Source organism: Massilia sp. TS11 (genome assembly GCF_022012445.1).
In the GTDB taxonomy this organism is placed as follows: domain Bacteria; phylum Pseudomonadota; class Gammaproteobacteria; order Burkholderiales; family Burkholderiaceae_D; genus Telluria.
The window spans coordinates 165,439-181,615 of sequence record NZ_JAKLTS010000005.1; the positions used below are offsets into that span (position 1 = coordinate 165,439).

16 protein-coding genes are annotated in these 16,177 nt (G+C 66.1%); 6 read left to right on the forward strand and 10 right to left on the reverse strand.

Annotation, left to right across the window (positions count from 1 at the left end; all coding sequences use genetic code 11):
• The first annotated feature begins 10 nt into the window (after window positions 1-10).
• Window positions 11-2,299 (forward strand): DNA internalization-related competence protein ComEC/Rec2, encoded by a 2,289-nt coding sequence (locus LZ005_RS09635; protein ID WP_237807087.1) that lies wholly within the window; start codon window positions 11-13, stop codon window positions 2,297-2,299.
• On the opposite strand, the gene LZ005_RS09640 is transcribed toward LZ005_RS09635, so the two are convergent.
• Window positions 2,271-3,716: a cell wall metabolism sensor histidine kinase WalK gene (locus tag LZ005_RS09640; protein ID WP_237807089.1), complete on the reverse strand. Its 1,446-nt coding sequence runs from the start codon at window positions 3,714-3,716 to the stop codon at window positions 2,271-2,273. The two genes, LZ005_RS09635 and LZ005_RS09640, sit on opposite strands and share 29 nt — an antisense overlap.
• Window positions 3,717-3,719: 3 nt before the next feature.
• Window positions 3,720-4,406 carry a response regulator transcription factor gene (locus LZ005_RS09645; protein ID WP_237807826.1) on the reverse strand — a complete coding sequence of 229 codons (687 nt, stop codon included), beginning with the start codon at window positions 4,404-4,406 and terminating at the stop codon, window positions 3,720-3,722.
• Between the two features lie 128 nt (window positions 4,407-4,534).
• Between LZ005_RS09645 and LZ005_RS09650 the strand changes: the two genes are divergently transcribed.
• Genes LZ005_RS09650 through dcd form a run of 4 tightly spaced genes read left to right on the forward strand, consistent with a single transcriptional unit; the run spans window position 4,535 to window position 7,061 of the window.
• Entirely contained in the window at window positions 4,535-5,011 is a 477-nt protein-coding gene (locus LZ005_RS09650; RefSeq protein WP_237807091.1) for a Spy/CpxP family protein refolding chaperone, read from the forward strand.
• A gap of 9 nt (window positions 5,012-5,020) precedes the next feature.
• Complete coding sequence (locus LZ005_RS09655; protein ID WP_237807093.1) at window positions 5,021-5,596, forward strand: hypothetical protein; 576 nt, start codon at window positions 5,021-5,023, stop codon at window positions 5,594-5,596.
• 54 nt (window positions 5,597-5,650) lie between these two features.
• Complete coding sequence (locus LZ005_RS09660; protein ID WP_237807095.1) at window positions 5,651-6,457, forward strand: alpha/beta fold hydrolase; 807 nt, start codon at window positions 5,651-5,653, stop codon at window positions 6,455-6,457.
• A gap of 37 nt (window positions 6,458-6,494) precedes the next feature.
• Window positions 6,495-7,061, forward strand: coding sequence for a dCTP deaminase (gene dcd, locus LZ005_RS09665; RefSeq protein ID WP_237807097.1), 567 nt, complete (start codon window positions 6,495-6,497; stop codon window positions 7,059-7,061).
• Window positions 7,062-7,064: 3 nt separating this feature from the next.
• On the opposite strand, the gene LZ005_RS09670 is transcribed toward dcd, so the two are convergent.
• The 6 genes from LZ005_RS09670 to LZ005_RS09695 form a co-directional block, all read right to left on the reverse strand.
• The gene (locus tag LZ005_RS09670) at window positions 7,065-8,234 is read right to left on the reverse strand and encodes a glycosyltransferase (protein ID WP_237807099.1); all 1,170 of its coding nucleotides are present in this window, start codon (window positions 8,232-8,234) and stop codon (window positions 7,065-7,067) included.
• Window positions 8,235-8,243: 9 nt separating this feature from the next.
• On the reverse strand, window positions 8,244-10,493 hold the full coding sequence (locus tag LZ005_RS09675) for an arginine/lysine/ornithine decarboxylase (protein WP_237807828.1): 2,250 nt from the start codon (window positions 10,491-10,493) through the stop codon (window positions 8,244-8,246).
• A 118-nt stretch (window positions 10,494-10,611) separates the two neighbouring features.
• Window positions 10,612-11,274 carry a DUF4337 domain-containing protein gene (locus LZ005_RS09680; RefSeq protein ID WP_237807101.1) on the reverse strand — a complete coding sequence of 221 codons (663 nt, stop codon included), beginning with the start codon at window positions 11,272-11,274 and terminating at the stop codon, window positions 10,612-10,614.
• A gap of 8 nt (window positions 11,275-11,282) precedes the next feature.
• A complete protein-coding gene (locus tag LZ005_RS09685) occupies window positions 11,283-11,765 on the reverse strand; it encodes a dihydrofolate reductase (RefSeq protein ID WP_237807103.1) in 483 nt (160 codons plus the stop codon).
• Window positions 11,765-12,559: a thymidylate synthase gene (locus tag LZ005_RS09690; protein WP_237807105.1), complete on the reverse strand. Its 795-nt coding sequence runs from the start codon at window positions 12,557-12,559 to the stop codon at window positions 11,765-11,767. The genes LZ005_RS09685 and LZ005_RS09690 overlap by 1 nt, the downstream gene beginning before the upstream one ends.
• Before the next feature lie 29 nt (window positions 12,560-12,588).
• Window positions 12,589-13,026 carry a GFA family protein gene (locus LZ005_RS09695; RefSeq protein WP_237807107.1) on the reverse strand — a complete coding sequence of 146 codons (438 nt, stop codon included), beginning with the start codon at window positions 13,024-13,026 and terminating at the stop codon, window positions 12,589-12,591.
• A 71-nt stretch (window positions 13,027-13,097) separates the two neighbouring features.
• On the opposite strand from LZ005_RS09695, the gene LZ005_RS09700 reads away from it, so the two are divergent.
• Window positions 13,098-13,313, forward strand: a complete 216-nt coding sequence (locus LZ005_RS09700) for a hypothetical protein (protein WP_237807109.1) — start codon at window positions 13,098-13,100, stop codon at window positions 13,311-13,313.
• Here LZ005_RS09700 and LZ005_RS09705 read toward each other — a convergent pair.
• Window positions 13,310-14,107: a ParA family protein gene (locus tag LZ005_RS09705; protein WP_237807112.1), complete on the reverse strand. Its 798-nt coding sequence runs from the start codon at window positions 14,105-14,107 to the stop codon at window positions 13,310-13,312. The genes LZ005_RS09700 and LZ005_RS09705 overlap by 4 nt on opposite strands.
• A 255-nt stretch (window positions 14,108-14,362) precedes the next feature.
• On the reverse strand, window positions 14,363-16,165 hold the full coding sequence (locus LZ005_RS09710) for an ABC transporter transmembrane domain-containing protein (protein WP_237807114.1): 1,803 nt from the start codon (window positions 16,163-16,165) through the stop codon (window positions 14,363-14,365).
• Window positions 16,166-16,177: the final 12 nt, after the last annotated feature.

The following is a 16,177-nucleotide window of genomic DNA, read 5'->3' on the forward strand; positions in this document are numbered from 1 at the left end:
AGGTGCTGCCATGCGTTCGCTCATCATTGGCATGCTGGGCGGCGTGCTCGCCCTGCAAACCCTGCCGGCGCTGCCCGATCCTCCGTTTTGGCTTGGCCTGTTTGCCGCTGCGGCACTGAGCCTCGTCCTTGCGCGCGGCCGTCGCGCTGGCTGGCTGCTGCTGGCGGGTGTGCTCGCTGGCTTTGCCTGGGCTGGCCAGCTTGCCAGCAACGCGTTGGCCGAACAATTGCCGCCTGCACTGGAAGGCCGCGATCTGAGCCTGGCCGGGGTGGTGTGCAGCCTGCCTTTCCGGGCTCCCGATGGTGTGCGCTTTGAAGTCTGCGTGGAGTCGGGCGAGGGTGTGCCGCAGCGGATCGTGCTTGGCTGGTACGCGCGCGGCACGGCACTGCCGCCGGTGGCGCCCGGCCAGCGCTGGCTGTGGCGCGCGCGCCTCCAAAGGCCGCACGGCGCGGCCAATCCCTACGGTTTCGATATCGAGGCCTGGTGGCTGGAGCAGGGCATTCGCGCCACCGGCTACGTGCGCTCGGGGCGCCTGCTGGCCGATTTTGTAGCCACCCCGCGCACCCTGATCGAGCGGGCGCGCGCTGCCCTGCGCGCACGCATTGAGCAGGCGCTGGCCGGTGCGCCCTACAGCGGCGTGATCGTCGCCCTTGTCATCGGCGATCAGCGCGGCATCGGGCAGGATGACTGGGCCGTCTTCAACCGCACCGGCATCGGCCACCTGATCTCCATCTCCGGTCTGCACATCACCATGCTGGCGGCCCTGGCTGCCCTGGTGGCCGATGCGCTGTGGCGGCGCAGTGCGCGGCTGCCGCTGGTGCTGCCGGCGCAGAAGTTCGCGTCAATCGTCGGGCTGACGGCGGCGGGGCTGTACGTGCTGCTGGCCGGGGCTGGGGTGCCGGCGCAACGCACCTTCTGCATGCTGGCAGTGGTCGTGCTGGCGCTCTGGCTAGGGCGGGTGGTGCGGGTGTCGCACATCCTCTGTCTGGCGCTGGGTGTGGTACTGCTGCTGGACCCGTGGTGCGTGCTGTGGCCTGGGTTCTGGCTATCTTTTGGCGCGGTGGGCGTCATCTTGTATGCCCACGCGGGGCGCGTTCACCGGCTGCATGGCTGGCGTGAGGCACTGCGCACGCAGTACGCGGTCACGCTTGGTCTGGTGCCGCTGTCCTTGCTGCTGTTTGCCCAGGTGTCGCTGGTCAGCCCCCTGGCCAATGCCGTCGCCATTCCACTGGTGAGCGTGGTGGTGGCGCCGCTCTCTCTGCTTGGCGCCGTCGCGCCGGCGCCGCTGGGGGGCTGGCTGCTGCAGCTTGCGCACGCGCTGATCGCGCTGTTGGCGCGCCTGCTGTATTGGCTGTCCGGCGTCGACTGGGCGGTGTGGTCGGCGCCCGCGCCCAGTCTGCCCGTGTTTGTACTCGCCATGATCGGCACCCTGTGGTTGCTGGCCCCGCGCGGCTGGCCCGTGCGCTGGGCGGGTATCGCGGCCTGGCTGCCTTTGCTGCTGGCGCGTCCGCAAGCGCCGCCACCGGGGCAAGCTTGGGTGACGGCCTTCGATGTCGGCCAGGGGATGGCCCTGCTGATCGAAACGGCGCAGCACCGCCTGATGTACGACGCCGGCCCGGCCTACACCCCGGAGAACAATGGCGCCAACCGCGTGCTGCTGCCTTATCTGCAGGGACGCGGCATCGGCCGCCTCGATGGCTTCATCCTCAGTCATCGCGACATGGACCATGCGGGCGGTGCGAATACGCTGTTGGCGAGCGTGCGTACGGACTGGGTGCTGTCATCGGCCATGGGCTCGCCCTGCGTCGACGGCCAGCAATGGGAGTGGGATGGCGTCCGCTTTCGCATCCTGCATCCGCTGGCAGCCAGCTACGCCAATCCGGGCCTGAACAGTAATGCCCGATCCTGTACCTTGCTGATGGAAGCGGCCGGCCAGCGCATGCTGCTGGCCGGCGACATCGAGGCCGCGCAGGAGGCTGAACTGGTGGCGCGCGCTGGCACTGGGCTGCGCAGCGCAGTGCTGCTGGCGCCGCATCATGGCAGCGGCACCTCGTCTACGCCCATGCTGCTGGATGCGGTGGCGCCCGGCCACGCCCTGTTCCAGGTCGGCTACCGCAATCGCTATCATCATCCCAAGGCCGCGGTGGAGGCGCGCTATCGGCAACGCGGCATACAGATCTGGCGCAGCGACCGCGATGGCGCGGTGCGCGTGGAATTGGGGCCGCAGGTGCGCGTCAGCGCCTATCGGGCCACGCAGCTGCGCTACTGGTTCAGTGCTGCGGGGCCAGCGGGAGAGTGATGCACACTTCCAGTCCGCCGCCTGTGCGGTTGCTGGCGCGGATGCTGCCCTGATGCGCGGTCAGCACGCGCTGGGCAATCGCCAGGCCCAGGCCGTGGCCATCCACATTGTCGGCCGCGCTTTCGGTGCGGTAGAAGGCGTCGAAGATGCGCGGCAGTTCGGCCTCGGGGACGCCTGGGCCGCGGTCCGCCACGCAGATTTCCGCTGTCCCGACGCCCTGGTGCAGGCGCACCTCGATCGGCGCGCCTTGCGGACCATGTTTGACGGCGTTGCGCAGGATATTTTCGAGCGCGCTCCAAAGCAGGTCGGGCGCGGCGCGCACCGTGCAGTCGGTCTGCGCATCCAGGCCGATTTGCTGGCCTTTTTGCTCGGCTTCGAAGGCGATGTCCGCCACCAGACTATCGAGCATGTCGCGCAGGTTGACCGGTTCCATGCGCGGCTGGGCGGCGGCGCTGTTGAGGCGAGCCAGTTGCAGCAGCTGGCCAACCAGCTTGTCCATGCGCGCCGATTCCTTCTCGATCCGTTCGAGGCAGGCCTGGGTCTTTTCGGGTGTCTGGTGGGCCAGGCCGATCGCCGCCTGCATGCGCGCGAGCGGCGAGCGCAGTTCGTGCGAGACGTCGTGCAGCAGGCGGCGCTGGCCCTCGACCAGGTTGTGCAGCTGCTGGCTCATGCGGTCAAAGTCGCGCCCCAGGTCATTCAGTTCATCGCTGGGGCCGGGCAGCGCGGTGGCGAAGCGCGGCGACAGATCACCGGCTGCCGCGGCATCGAAGGCGCTGCGCAGGGCGCGGATCGGACGCGCAAAGTACCAGGCGAGGAGGGCGGCGAACAGCAGGCTGGCGAGCGTGGCGGCGCCGATCGTCAGCACGGGCCACCACTGGCGGTCGGGCGGCGGGCCGCCTGGGCCATGGTGGCCTTCACGCGGCATCAAGCCGGGCGGAGGCGGCGCGCTGCCGGCGCGATCTGGGTGCGGCTTCTCCGCCAGCTCGTGAAAGGCGTGCTCGCCAGGGCCGGTGCGGCGTTCGTGCTCGACGAAGATCAGATAGCGGCGCCCATCGGAGAGGGCGACTTCCTCGACCGGTTTGCGCGCACCGCCTTCCTGCAGGCTCTGGCGGGCGGCGGCCAGCAGCGTGACCGGAACGCTGCGCCCAAGCGCATCGCGCCCGCTTTGGTCCACTGCATACACAGTGCGCAAGTGCTGGGCCGCCAGCAGTTCGGCCAGCGCGGCTGGCCCGCCATGGCGCAGCGTGGCCGCGGCGGATTGGGCCAGAAATTCAGCCGAGGGGCCGCGCTCCAGCGTGGTGCCGGCCGGCGTCTGGCGGGCCAGATCGCGCAGCCAGAAGGCGCCGCCGATGGCCAGCGTCGCCGCCACTTGCGCCAGCAGGATCGAGAGGAAAAACTTCCAGAAAAGGCGGCCCATGGCCTACTCGCGGATCAGCTGATAGCCCAGCCGGTACACGGTCTGCAGCGGCGAGCGGCCGTCGGCCAGGGTGCCGAGTTTGTGGCGCAGGGCGGACAGGTGCACGTCGATATTGCGGTCGAAGCGGGTCAGCGGCCGCCCCAGACCCTGCTCGGACAGAATGGCCTTGCTGACCGGGCGGCCGGCGTGGCGGGCCAGCACTTCGAGCAGATTGAATTCCGTGCTGGTGAGGTCCAGCATGGCCCCATTCCAGGTGGCGCGCCGCTGCTCGGGCCACATGCTCAGACGGCCGACAAGCAGGGTGGTGTCGCCTTCAGTCTGGGCGCCCGCTTGCGTGCGGCGCAGGATGGCGCGGATGCGCGCCGTCAGTTCGCGCGGCGTGCAAGGCTTGGGAACGTAGTCGTCGGCGCCCAGTTCCAGGCCGAGAATGCGGTCGGTGTCGTCGCCGCGCGCCGTCAGCATCAGCACCGGCATCTGGCTGCGCGCACGGATGCGGCGCAGGGCTTCGATGCCATTCACCCTTGGCATCATCACATCGAGGACGGCGATGGCGAACTGGCCGCTCAGGGCCGCCAGCGCGCCGTTCTCGCCATCGTGGCGGCAGGTGACGGCAAAGCCTTCCTGCTCCAGGTATTCCTGGAACATGGCCAGCAGTTCGGTGTCGTCGTCGATGAGCAGCACTTCCGTCATGATGGCCGCATCATAGCGCAGGCGCACGCCCGGGCGCAGCGGCCTTTACCTGCTTTTACATTCCCCTGACGGCGCTTTACACCTGCTGGCGACAGAATGAAGGCACATCATTCAATCGGAGAGCAAGGATGAACCTCAAAGCTTTGAGCGCAGCACTGATGTTGACGATGGCCGCCGCCGCGCAGGCCGAACCGGGGCCGCAGGGCATGGAGCATGGTCCGCGCGGTGGCCCCATGCACGGCCCGGATGGCCCGATGGGGCATGGTCCGCGCATGGGCGAACACGGCCCCGGCATGCCCTTTCTGCATGGCGTGAAGCTCAGCGACGAGCAGCAGGACAAGGTCTTCGCCATCATGCATGCGGCTGCGCCCCAGGTCCACGAACAGGAAAAGGCGCTGAAAAACGCACGCGAGGGCATGCACGAACTGATGCGCGGCCGCTTCGACGAGGGCAAGGCCAAGGCGCTGGCCGAGGCCGAGGGTAAAGCCGTGGCGGCATTGAGCCTGGCCCGCGCGCGCACCCACGCCCAGGTGCTGGCTCTGCTGACGCCAGAGCAGAAGCAGCAGCTGGAGGCGCATCCGGCGCCGCCGCCGGCCCGCCATTGAGGAGCGGCGATGACCATTACCAGCGTGACCAGCACCGCTGCGCTGAATAGTTACCAGAGCAGCAGCACCAGCCCCACCCGCAGCCAAGGCGTGGAGGGCCACCATCACCATGAGGGGCCGCCCGACGGCGGCGCCTTCATCGATGCGATTGCCAGTGCGCTGCAGTCGATTGGCGGCACCAGCGCCAGCAGCGCAGACAGCGGCGGCACGGCGAGCAGCACCGACCCGGCGCAAGCGCTGGGCAGCTTTCTGCATAGCCTGGGCCAGGCCATGCGCGCAGCCGGCGGCGCGGCGGCGCCAGCGGGGCCGCCGCCGGAGCAGGGCGGCGCACAGGGCGCGCGTGGCCACCACGGGGGCGGCATGGCGGCCGACCTGCAAAGCCTGATTAGCCAACTCAGCACCAGCGATAGCAGCAGCAACGACAGCACCAAGGCGCTTCAGGATAGCTTCAACCAGCTCCTGGGCGCCTTGGGCATCCAGACCAATAGCGACAGCGGAAGCAGCCTGAAGACTTTCCTGCAGGCGCTCGCGAGCAATCTGCAGGGCGCGAGCGGCAGCGGCAATATCGTCAACACGAGCGCCTGAGGTCTCACGCAGGTCGGAGACTGCCGTTGGCGCCAGTTTGGCTACAATGGCGGGATGACGAAACCGATCCTGCATTTTGCCCACGCTAACAGCTACCCGGCGGGCACCTACCGCCAATTCTTCCAGCATCTCGGCGCGCGCTTCGATGTGCGCGCGCTCGAGATGCACGCCCACCATCCGGATTACCCGGTCGATGACGGCTGGCGCAATCTCGCGCGTGAGCTGATCGCCCAGCTTGAGCGCTACGATGCGCCCGTGGTCCTGTGTGGCCATTCGCTTGGCGGCATGCTGTCGATGATGGTGGCGAAGAAGCGGCCCGACCTCGTGCGCTGTCTGGTGATGCTCGATTCGCCCGTGGTGGCGGGCTGGCGTGCCTTCTTCTGGCGCTCCCTCAAGCATCAGCCCTGGGCCGACCGCTACACCCCGGCCAAGCACTCGGCACGCCGGCGCGAGCTGTGGCCATCGAAAGAAGCGGCCCACGCCCACTTTGCCGCCAAGCCGGGTTTTGCCGCCTGGGCGCCCGGCGTACTGGCCGACTACATCGAGGCCGGCACCAAGCCGCATCCGGAAGGGGTGACCCTGCGCTTCACGCGCGAGATCGAAACCGCCATCTACCGCACCTTGCCGCACCACCTGGGCCGCCTGGTGCGCACGCCCTTCCCGGTGCCGGCCGGCTTCATCGCGGGGACCCGCTCCTACGAGTGCCGTCAAGCCGGTTTGGAGGCGACGCACCGTCTGGTGGGGAAGAATTTTGTGAACATCGAGGGTGGCCACCTGTTCCCGATGGAGCGCCCGCAAGAGAGCGCCGCAGCCGTCATCGCCATGGTCGACAGGCTGTTGGAGGGTCGGGATTTGGCGTAAAATCGCGGGATCGAACCACTTCTGGGACTGCGCAGCGATGACTATCAAGAGCGATAACTGGATCCGCCGCATGGCGGAAGAACACGGGATGATCGATCCCTTTGAGCCGGGCCAGATCCGCGAGCGCGAAGGCAAACGCATCATCTCCTTCGGCACCTCGTCCTACGGTTACGACATCCGCTGCGCCGACGAATTCAAGGTCTTCACCAATATCAATTCGACCATCGTCGACCCGAAGAACTTCGACTCCAACTCGTTCGTGGACGTGAAGAGCGATGTCTGCATCATCCCGCCCAACTCCTTCGCGCTGGCGCGCACGATCGAATATTTCCGCATCCCGCGTAACGTGCTGACCGTCTGCCTGGGCAAGTCGACCTATGCGCGCTGCGGCATCATCGTCAATGTGACTCCGTTCGAACCCGAATGGGAAGGCTATGTGACGCTGGAGTTTTCCAACACCACGCCGCTGCCCGCCAAGATCTACGCGGGCGAAGGCTGCGCCCAGGTGCTGTTCTTCGAAAGCGATGAAGTCTGCCAGACGTCCTACAAGGACCGTGGCGGCAAATACCAGGGCCAGCGCGGCGTCACGCTGCCGAAGACCTGATTCTCAGGCCCTGAGCAGCTCGGCCAGGTGCGGGCACACCCAGGCAGTGTCGATGCGCTCGAGCGGCACCGGCCTGCGCGCGCGCGCAGGCGCGGCCAGCGCGGCCTCCAGTGCGTCGAGCCAGGCCGCCTGATCGAAAAAGCCACAGAGCTGCACGCCAAACTCCTGCGCGAACTCGCGCACCGGGCCCGTATCCGAGGCCACCAGCGGCACCCCCGCCGCCGCCGATTCCAGAAATGACCAGGACAGCACAAAGGGTGTGGTCCAGTAGGCCCGCACTTTGCAGATCTGCGTGAGTGCGGCGTAAGTCCGATAGGGCAGGGTGCCGGTGAAGTGCACGCGTGCCGGATCGAGCGCCGCGCCCACCTCGGCCAGCATCGCCGCCTTCCAGCTTTGGCCGTGCGGTGCGGCGAAGGAATAGCTGTTGCCATCGCCGCCCGTGATCACCACCTGCAGTTGCGGACGCCGCCGCAGCAGCGCCGGCAGCAGGCGCATCAACACGTGGAAGCCGCGCACCGGCTCCAGGTCGCGCGCCGCGAACCACAGAATCTCATCGCCATGCGCGAGCGCGGGCAGTTGCGGCGCAAGCTGCAGCTTCAGCCCCGGCGCCGGCTGCAGACGCGCATAGTCGATCCCATCGTGCAGCACCTGCATCTTGGCCTGCACCCAGGCCGGAAAACCGCTGCGCTGCCAGGCCGTGGGCGCCAGCGGCAGATCGGCCAGCTCCAGCTGCTGCAGCGTGAGGGTATTGCGCAGCCGCAGAGCAGCGCGGCGGCGGAAATCGAAGACCGGGCCTTCGGGGTCGAAGCCGCAATCGGGACCGTCCGGGTCGTAATAAAACTCGCCGTAGACCACCAGGCGCGCCTTGGGGAAGACGTCCTTGATGAACAGGCCTTCGCCCCAGCCGCTGTGGACCACCACGGCGTCCGGCGAGAATCCTTCCGCGCGCAGGCGCAGGGCGGCGCTGGCGCAGGCCTCGGCGTGGGCCAGCTGCTGTTCGAGCGGATGGCGGCCATTCGGCAGCGGGCCATAGGCGAGGCGGCGCACGCCGACCGGCGCTGGCGCGTCGTGATGGGAGAGGGCGAGAACCGTGTTGGCGCTGTCGCGCGCCAGATGGCCGGCCCAGTGGACAAACTGGGCCGGAAAATTCTGGTGGATGAAGAGGACCTTCATCCGCCCGGCTTACTTCACGCAGTCGACGAAGTAGCCACGCTTGCCATTGACTTCCTGCTTCACCAGGCCGTGCACGTCGGTTTCGAAACCGGGGAAGCGCTCGTTGAAGTCGCGCGCGAAACGCAGGTAGTCGACGATGGTCTTGTTAAAGCGCTCGCCCGGAATCAGCAGCGGGATGCCCGGCGGGTAGGGCGTCAGTAGGATGGCGGTGATGCGGCCTTCCAGGTGGTCGATGTCGACGCGCTCGATCTCGCGGTGGGCCATCTTGGCGAAGGCTTCCGAGGGCTTCATCGCCGGGACCATGTCGGACAGGTACATCTCCGTGGTCAGGCGCGCCACGTCATAGGCCTTGTAGAAGTCGTGGATCTGCTGGCACAGGTCGCGCAGGCCCATATGCTCGTAGCGCGGATTGGCGGCCGCGAACTCGGGCAGGATGCGCCACATCGGCTGGTTCTTGTCGTAGTCGTCCTTGAACTGCTGGAGGGCGGCCACCAGGGTATTCCAGCGGCCCTTGGTGATCCCGATGGTGAACATGATGAAGAACGAGTACAGGCCGCACTTCTCGATGATCACGCCGTGTTCGGCCAGGTATTTGGTGACGATCGAGGCCGGAATGCCGCTCTCGCCGAACGAACCGTCCAGCGCCAGGCCCGGGGTCACGATGGTGGCCTTGATCGGGTCCAGCATGTTGAAGCCCTTGGCCAGCTTGCCGAAGCCGTGCCAGTTGTCGTCTTCGCGCAGAATCCAGTCTTCGCGCGAGCCGATGCCGTCTTCCGAGAACTCGCTCGGACCCCAGACCTGGAACCACCAGTCGTGGCCCCACTCGGCGTCGATCTTCTTCATCGCGCGGCGGAAGTCCAGGGCTTCGAGGATCGATTCCTCGACCAGTGCCTTGCCGCCCGGTTCCTCCATCATGGCCGCGGCCACGTCGCACGAGGCGATGATCGAGTATTGCGGCGAGGTCGAGGTGTGCATCAGATAGGCCTCGTTGAAGGTCACCTGATCGAGCTTGGTCGATTCCGACTCGCGCACCAGAATCTGCGAGGCCTGCGACAGGCCGGCCAGCAGCTTGTGGGTCGACTGGGTCGAGAAGATCATCGACTCCTTGGCGCGCGGACGGTCCTTGCCGATCGCGTGCATGTCTTTGTAGAACTCGTGGAAGGTGGCGTGCGGCAGCCAGGCTTCGTCGAAGTGCAGGGTATCGATCTGACCGTCGAGCATGTCCTTGAGAGTCTCCACGTTGTAGAGCACGCCGTCATAGGTGGACTGGGTGATGGTCAGGATGCGCGGCTTTTTGTTCACGGCTTCGCGCGCGAAGGGGTTGGCTTCGATCTTGCGCTGGATGGACTCCATCGTGAATTCCTGCAGCGGGATCGGGCCGATGATGCCCAGGTGATTACGCGTCGGCATCAGGAACACCGGGATGGCGCCAGTCATGATGATCGAGTGCAGGATCGACTTGTGGCAGTTGCGGTCCACCACCACGATGTCGCCGGCGGCGACGGTCGAGTGCCAGACCATCTTGTTCGAGGTCGAGGTGCCGTTGGTCACAAAATAGCAGTGGTCGGCATTGAAGATGCGCGCCGCATTGCGCTCCGACTTGGCCACCGGGCCCGTGTGGTCGAGCAGCTGGCCGAGTTCCTCCACGGCGTTGCAGACGTCGGCGCGCAGCATGTTCTCGCCGAAGAACTGGTGGAACATCTGGCCGATCGGCGACTTCAGGAAGGCCACGCCGCCCGAGTGGCCCGGGCAGTGCCACGAGTAGGAACCGTCATTGGCGTATTCGACCAGGGCGCGGAAGAAGGGCGGCGCCAGCGAATCCAGATAGCTCTTGGCTTCGCGGATGATGTGGCGCGCGACGAACTCGGGCGTATCCTCGAACATGTGGATGAAGCCGTGCAGCTCGCGCAGGATGTCGTTGGGGATATGGCGCGCGGTACGCGTTTCACCGTACATATAGATCGGGATGTCCGCGTTCTTGTAGCGGATTTCCTCGACGAAGGCGCGCAGGGCGGCCAGGGCGAAGTTGGTCTCTTCCACCGAGCCTTCGCCGAATTCCTCGTCGTCGATCGACAGCACGAAGGCCGAGGCGCGCGACTGCTGCTGGGCGAACTGGGACAGGTCGCCGTAGCTGGTCAGGCCCAGCACTTCCATGCCTTCCTTTTCGATCGCCGCGGCCAGCGCGCGAATCCCCAGGCCCGAGGTGTTCTCGGAGCGGAAGTCTTCGTCAATGATGACAATAGGGAAACGGAATTTCATGGACATGGAAGTCTCCAAAGCAAAAGGCCGTGAGGGGTGTCCACTCACGGCGCTAAAAATTTAAGCGCGGATTGTCGCAGAAACTGTCTTGCGGGACAAGCGAAAATCCGCGCGCGCTTCAATGCCCGGCCGGGGGCGCCGACGCCGCAGCGGCAGCGGCTTCCGCATGGGCGGCCGGAGCGTGGCCGCCACCGGTCAGGCTGCCGATCGGGTCGACATGGAACCAGGCGAACAGACCGAGCGCCAGGCCGACCACGGCCACCCCCTGCGAGGCGATCTTCAGCCAGCGGCGCCGCGTCAGCAGGGTGATGGCGGCCAGCGAAATGGCGATCTGCTCGGCCGTGGTGGCCTGGGCCCACTGGTGGTGCGAATGCAGGGCCTCGTCCGACTTCTTGTTCCACTCGTCGGACTCCTTCTCCAGCTTCTCGGCGTCCTTCTTGATCTGCTCTTTTTCGCTCTTGTAGCGCGTGACCTCGGCCTTGTAGCGTTCGACGTCGGTGCCGGGCAGGGTCATGGCCAGCTCGGCCAGGTTCTGCTTGGCCGACTTGCTCTGATAATAGGCCCAGGTATTGGCGGCCTCGGTCTTCTTGATCGCCGCGTTGTTCTTGAACAGCGCCGCATCGTTCTGGGTGGCGCCGCCCATATAGCCAAACATTGCGCCGACGGTGGCCAGAATGGCCGTCATCACGGCGATGCTGCTGGCGAAATCGTCGGCCTGGTGGTGGGCGTGTTCAACGGCGTGGTCGTGCGGACCGTGGACGTGGAAACCGTGTCCAGACATGGGAACTCCTAAACTTTTTGGTAAGTGACAAAGGCATAGTCCCAGCCGTTCTCGGACGAATGCTGGGGCTGGCGCGCCACTTCGCGCCACACCGTCTTGTCGATGGGCGGGAAGAAAGCGTCGCAGTCGAAACGGGCGCCGATTTCGGTGACGATCAGTTCATCGGCCAGGGGCAGGGCGGCTGCGTAAATCTGGGCGCCGCCGATGACGAAGGCGCGCGCCTCCCCGACCAGGGCCAGGGCGGCCGCGAGCGAGGCTGCACATTCCACCCCCGCGTGCTGCCAGTCAGGATTGCGCGTGATGACGATGTTGCGCCGGTTCGGCAGCGGGCGGCCGATCGAATCGAAGGTCTTGCGGCCCATGATGATCGGGTGGCCGCTGGTGGTGGCCTTGAAGAAGGCCAGATCTTCCTTCAGCTTCCAGGGCAGGGTGTTGCGGATGCCGATGCCGCCGGCGGCGTCGGTCGCCACGATCAGGGACAGGTGCGCCATCAGACCGCCACCGGGGCCTTGATGGCCGGATGCGATTCGTAGCCGACGATCTCGAAATCCTCGAAACGGTAGTCGAAGATCGAGTCCGGCTTGCGCGCGATGCGCAGCGTGGGCAGGGGCAGCGGCTGGCGCGCCAGCTGGGTGTCGACCTGCTCCATGTGGTTGCTGTAGAGGTGGCAGTCGCCGCCGGTCCAGATGAATTCGCCCACTTCCAGATCGGCTTGCTGGGCCATCATATGCGTCAGCAGCGCGTAGGACGCGATATTGAAGGGCACGCCCAGGAAGATGTCGGCGCTGCGCTGGTAGAGCTGGCAGGACAGCTTGCCGTCGGCCACGTAGAACTGGAAGAAAGCATGGCAGGGCGGCAGCTTCATCTGCGGCACATCGGCCACGTTCCAGGCCGAGACGATCATGCGGCGCGAGTCCGGGTTGTGGCGAATCTGCTCCATCACCTGCGCAATCTGATCGATGTGTTCGCCGCTCGGCGTCGGCCAGGAGCGCCACTGAAAGCCGTAGATCGGCCCCAGATTGCCCTCGGCATCGGCCCATTCATCCCAGATCGAGACACCGTTTTCCTTCAGGTAGGCGATATTGGTCGCGCCCTGCAGGAACCACAGCAGCTCATGGATGATCGAACGCAGGTGCAGCTTCTTGGTGGTCACCAGCGGGAAGCCCTGCTGCAGGTCGAAGCGCATCTGATAGCCAAACACCGAGCGCGTTCCGGTGCCGGTGCGGTCGGTCTTTTCGGTGCCGTGGTCGCGCACATGGCGCATGAAATCGAGATATTGCTTCATGGGAAACTGCCGAATAAAGACAGGCTATTTTAGCGCAGGGGGCAGAGGCCGGCCATGTCAACTTGATGAAACCACAGCAGTTTCCAGCGCGCCGCTTTGTCCTGCGGGTCCAGGTCCTTGGGCGAGACCGATTCGGCCGGGGCAAAGCGCGCATCCGGCTGGAAGGCGCGCGCGTTCAGGCTGGCGTACAGGTCCTCACCCTCGCGGTAGGCGGTACAGACAACCACGCCACAGTCGGCGCACATGAAGACCTCGGCCTGGCCGCTGCCCTGGCGGATGGTCAGAACGCGGCTGCTGTCGCGCACCCGCAGGATCAGTTCGCCCGCCGGATCGGAAAACCAGGCGGCGCCGTGCTTGGTGCAAAAGTCGCAATCGCAGGCGCCCGGACCGATATTGCTCGGCAAATGGGAGATGACGGCGCGCGCCTGGATATTGCCGCAGTAGCAGCCGCCTTCGAGCACAGGCATGGCAGAACCTCAGGGAGAAAACAGTCGACAGCATACACCGGCGGACTATAATCCGCAGCGAAGGGGGCGCCATGCTGAAATTCGATTTCCAGATACAGACCCGATCCGGGCAGAAGATCGAGAGCATCCAGATCGCCGGCCGCGACCAGGCTGATGCGGAGCGCAAGCTGTTTCAGATGTACCGCCAGTGCACGATTTTGCGCTGCCAGACGCGCGATTCCGAGGAAAAGACCTGGCAGGCCACCTCGGTGGAAGACATCCTGACCCTGATCTCCAAGGACAGCTAGACGAGAAAGCCCGTCTCCGTCAGTTCATTGACGAGGGCGTCATAGTCGTGCGCGCCGCGGCTGTTGGGCGCGTAATCGAAGACCGATTGATTGTGGGCCGGGCTTTCGGCTAGGCTGACGTTTTCCGCGATGCGCGTCTGGCAGACATCCTCACCGAAGCGTTCGCTCAGAGACTGGAAGATCTCCGCGGCCATCTTGCGGCGTGCATCATAGCGGGTCAGCAGAAAGCGGCGCGGCACCTTATGTTTGAGAACCGTCTCGAGTGCGCGCAGCGACTTGTCGACCTGCAGGGCCGCCTTGGCCGACAGATGATCGGCCGAGACCGGGATAATCACGCCCTGGCAGGCGAAGATGGCATTCAGCGACAGGACCCCGATGAGCGGGCTGCAATCGATGAGCACCGGCCGGCCCTCGTCGAGGAAGCGTTCCGCCTTCAACGCCGTATTGAGCCGGTTGACCACGTTATAGCCCTTGCCGAACAGGCTATCGACCTTGGCCAGTTCCATATGGGCGGGGATCAGTTCCAGGCCCGAGGGCGTTTTCAGCAGCAATTCGCGCAGCGGCCGGTTACGCTGAAACAGCGCCAGCAGAGTGTCGTCGCCGCCATTGGCCTGCAGGCCCGAGATGTTCGAGAAGTGAGCCTGCGGATCAAGATCGATCCCATACGGCAACCGACCCCGACGGGCGAGCGCCGCCGCCAGATTGACCGAGGTCGTCGTCTTGCCCACCCCGCCTTTCTGATTAAAGACCGCAATGATGCCCAAGCCCGCCCCCGCAGCGATGTCCTCCGGCAATTATAAATCGATAATGAACGGTGTCAGGTCCGGCAATCGGACATGCGTGAACTAATTTGTCGCGGTGTGGTCGTCGCGTTTGAGCGACCTTCCGCGGGAAAGAAAGTTCTCAAGTGTCCGATCGCCGGACCTGACCCCGTCCAGAAACGCATCTGTCGCAGCGTGGTCATTGCGTTCGGCGGACACCAGCGGCGCGGAAAAGTTCTCGCATGTCCGATTGCCGGACCTGACCCCGTCGGGTTAGACCCCGTCGGGTTAGTGCATGACGTGGACGGGGTGGAATTGGAGGGCGGCGAGGTTGGCGTAGACGCCGCCTTTGGCGACCAGCTCGGCATGGGTGCCGGTCTCGACGATCTGGCCGTCCTCCATCACGATGATGCGGTTGGCGCGCTGGACCGTCGCCAGGCGGTGCGCAATGATGATCGTGGTCCGGCCTTCCATCGCGGCTTCGAGCGCGGCTTGCACCAGGCGCTCGGATTCGGCATCGAGTGCGCTGGTCGCTTCGTCCAGCAGCAATAGCGGCGGATTCTTCAGCAGCGCGCGGGCAATCGCGATGCGCTGGCGTTGGCCGCCGGACAGGCGCACGCCGCGCTCGCCCAGGAAGCTTTGGTAGCCCTGCGGCAGGCGCTCGATGAATTCGTGCGCGGCGGCCTGGCGCGCGGCGGCGATCACCTCGGCGTCGCTGGCGTCGGGGCGGCCGTAGCGGATGTTCTCCATGGCGTTGGCGGAGAAAATCACGGTGTCCTGGGGCACGATGCCAATCGCGCCGCGCAGGGTGTGCAGGTCGAGCGCGGTGATGTCGACGCCGTCCAGGCGGATGCGCCCGGCCTTGGGGTCGTAGAAGCGCAGGAACAGCTGGAACAGGGTGGTCTTGCCGGCACCCGAGGGGCCGACCACGGCCACGGTCTCGCCGGGCTGGATATGCAGGCTGATCTGGTCCAGCGCGGCGGTGTCGGGCCGCGAGGGATAGCTGAAGCTGACGTTCTCCATCGCCAGCGCGGCGCCGTTGGCGGTGCGCTTGGGCAGGGGCTGCGGCTGGGCGGGGTTCTGGATGGCGCTGCGCACGTTCAGCAGTTCGAGCAGGCGCTCGGTGGCGCCGGCCGCGCGTTGCATCTCGCCCATGGTCTCGCTCAGCGCGCCAATGGCGCCGGCCACGATCGAGGCGTACAGGATGAACTGGCCGAGGTCGCCGCCGGTCATGCTGCCTTCGAGCACGGCGTGCGCGCCCAGCCACAGCACGAAGACGATGGCGCCGAACACCAGCAGAATCGCGAGCATGGTCAGCATCGAGCGCGCGCGGATGCGCCGCATGGCCGTTGCAAACGCGCCTTCGACGGATTGGCCGAAGCGCTCGGCTTCGATCTGCTCGTGGGTGAAAGCTTGCACGGTCGGCATGGCGTTCAGAATTTCGCCGGCGAGGGCGGAGGCGTCGGCAATCCGGTCCTGGGAATCGCGCGACAGCGCGCGCACGCGCCGCCCGTACAGCACGATCGGCACGACCACGACCAGCAGCAGGCCGATGATGATCGCCGATAGCTTGGCGCTGGTGACGAACAGCATCACGAGGCCCCCGATGAACAGCAGGGTGTTGCGCAGCGCCATCGAGATGCTGGTGCCGACCACGGTCTGGATCAGGGTGGTGTCGGTGGTCAGGCGCGACAGCACTTCACCGGTCTGGGTGGTCTCGAAGAACTCGGGGCTCTGCTGCACCACGTGGCGGTAGATGGCGGCGCGGATGTCGGCCGTCACCCGTTCGCCGAGCCAGGACACCATGTAGAAGCGGCAGGCCGTGGCCACGGCGAGCACGCTGGCCACGCCGAACAGGGCGAGGAATACGGCGTTCACATGGCCGGCCGAGCCGATACCGGCGCCGCTGCCGAAGCCGAGGTCGATCATGCGTTTGAACGCGGCCGGGATCGACAGCGTGGCGCCGGCGGCGACCAGCAGGGCCAGGCCGGCCAGCACGAATTGCAGCCGGTACGGACGGAGGAAGGGGAACAGGCCGCGCAGCGCGGCGATCGGTCCTTTGCGGGTGGTGTCTTTGGCTGGGGTCGACATGTGTTGTTCTGA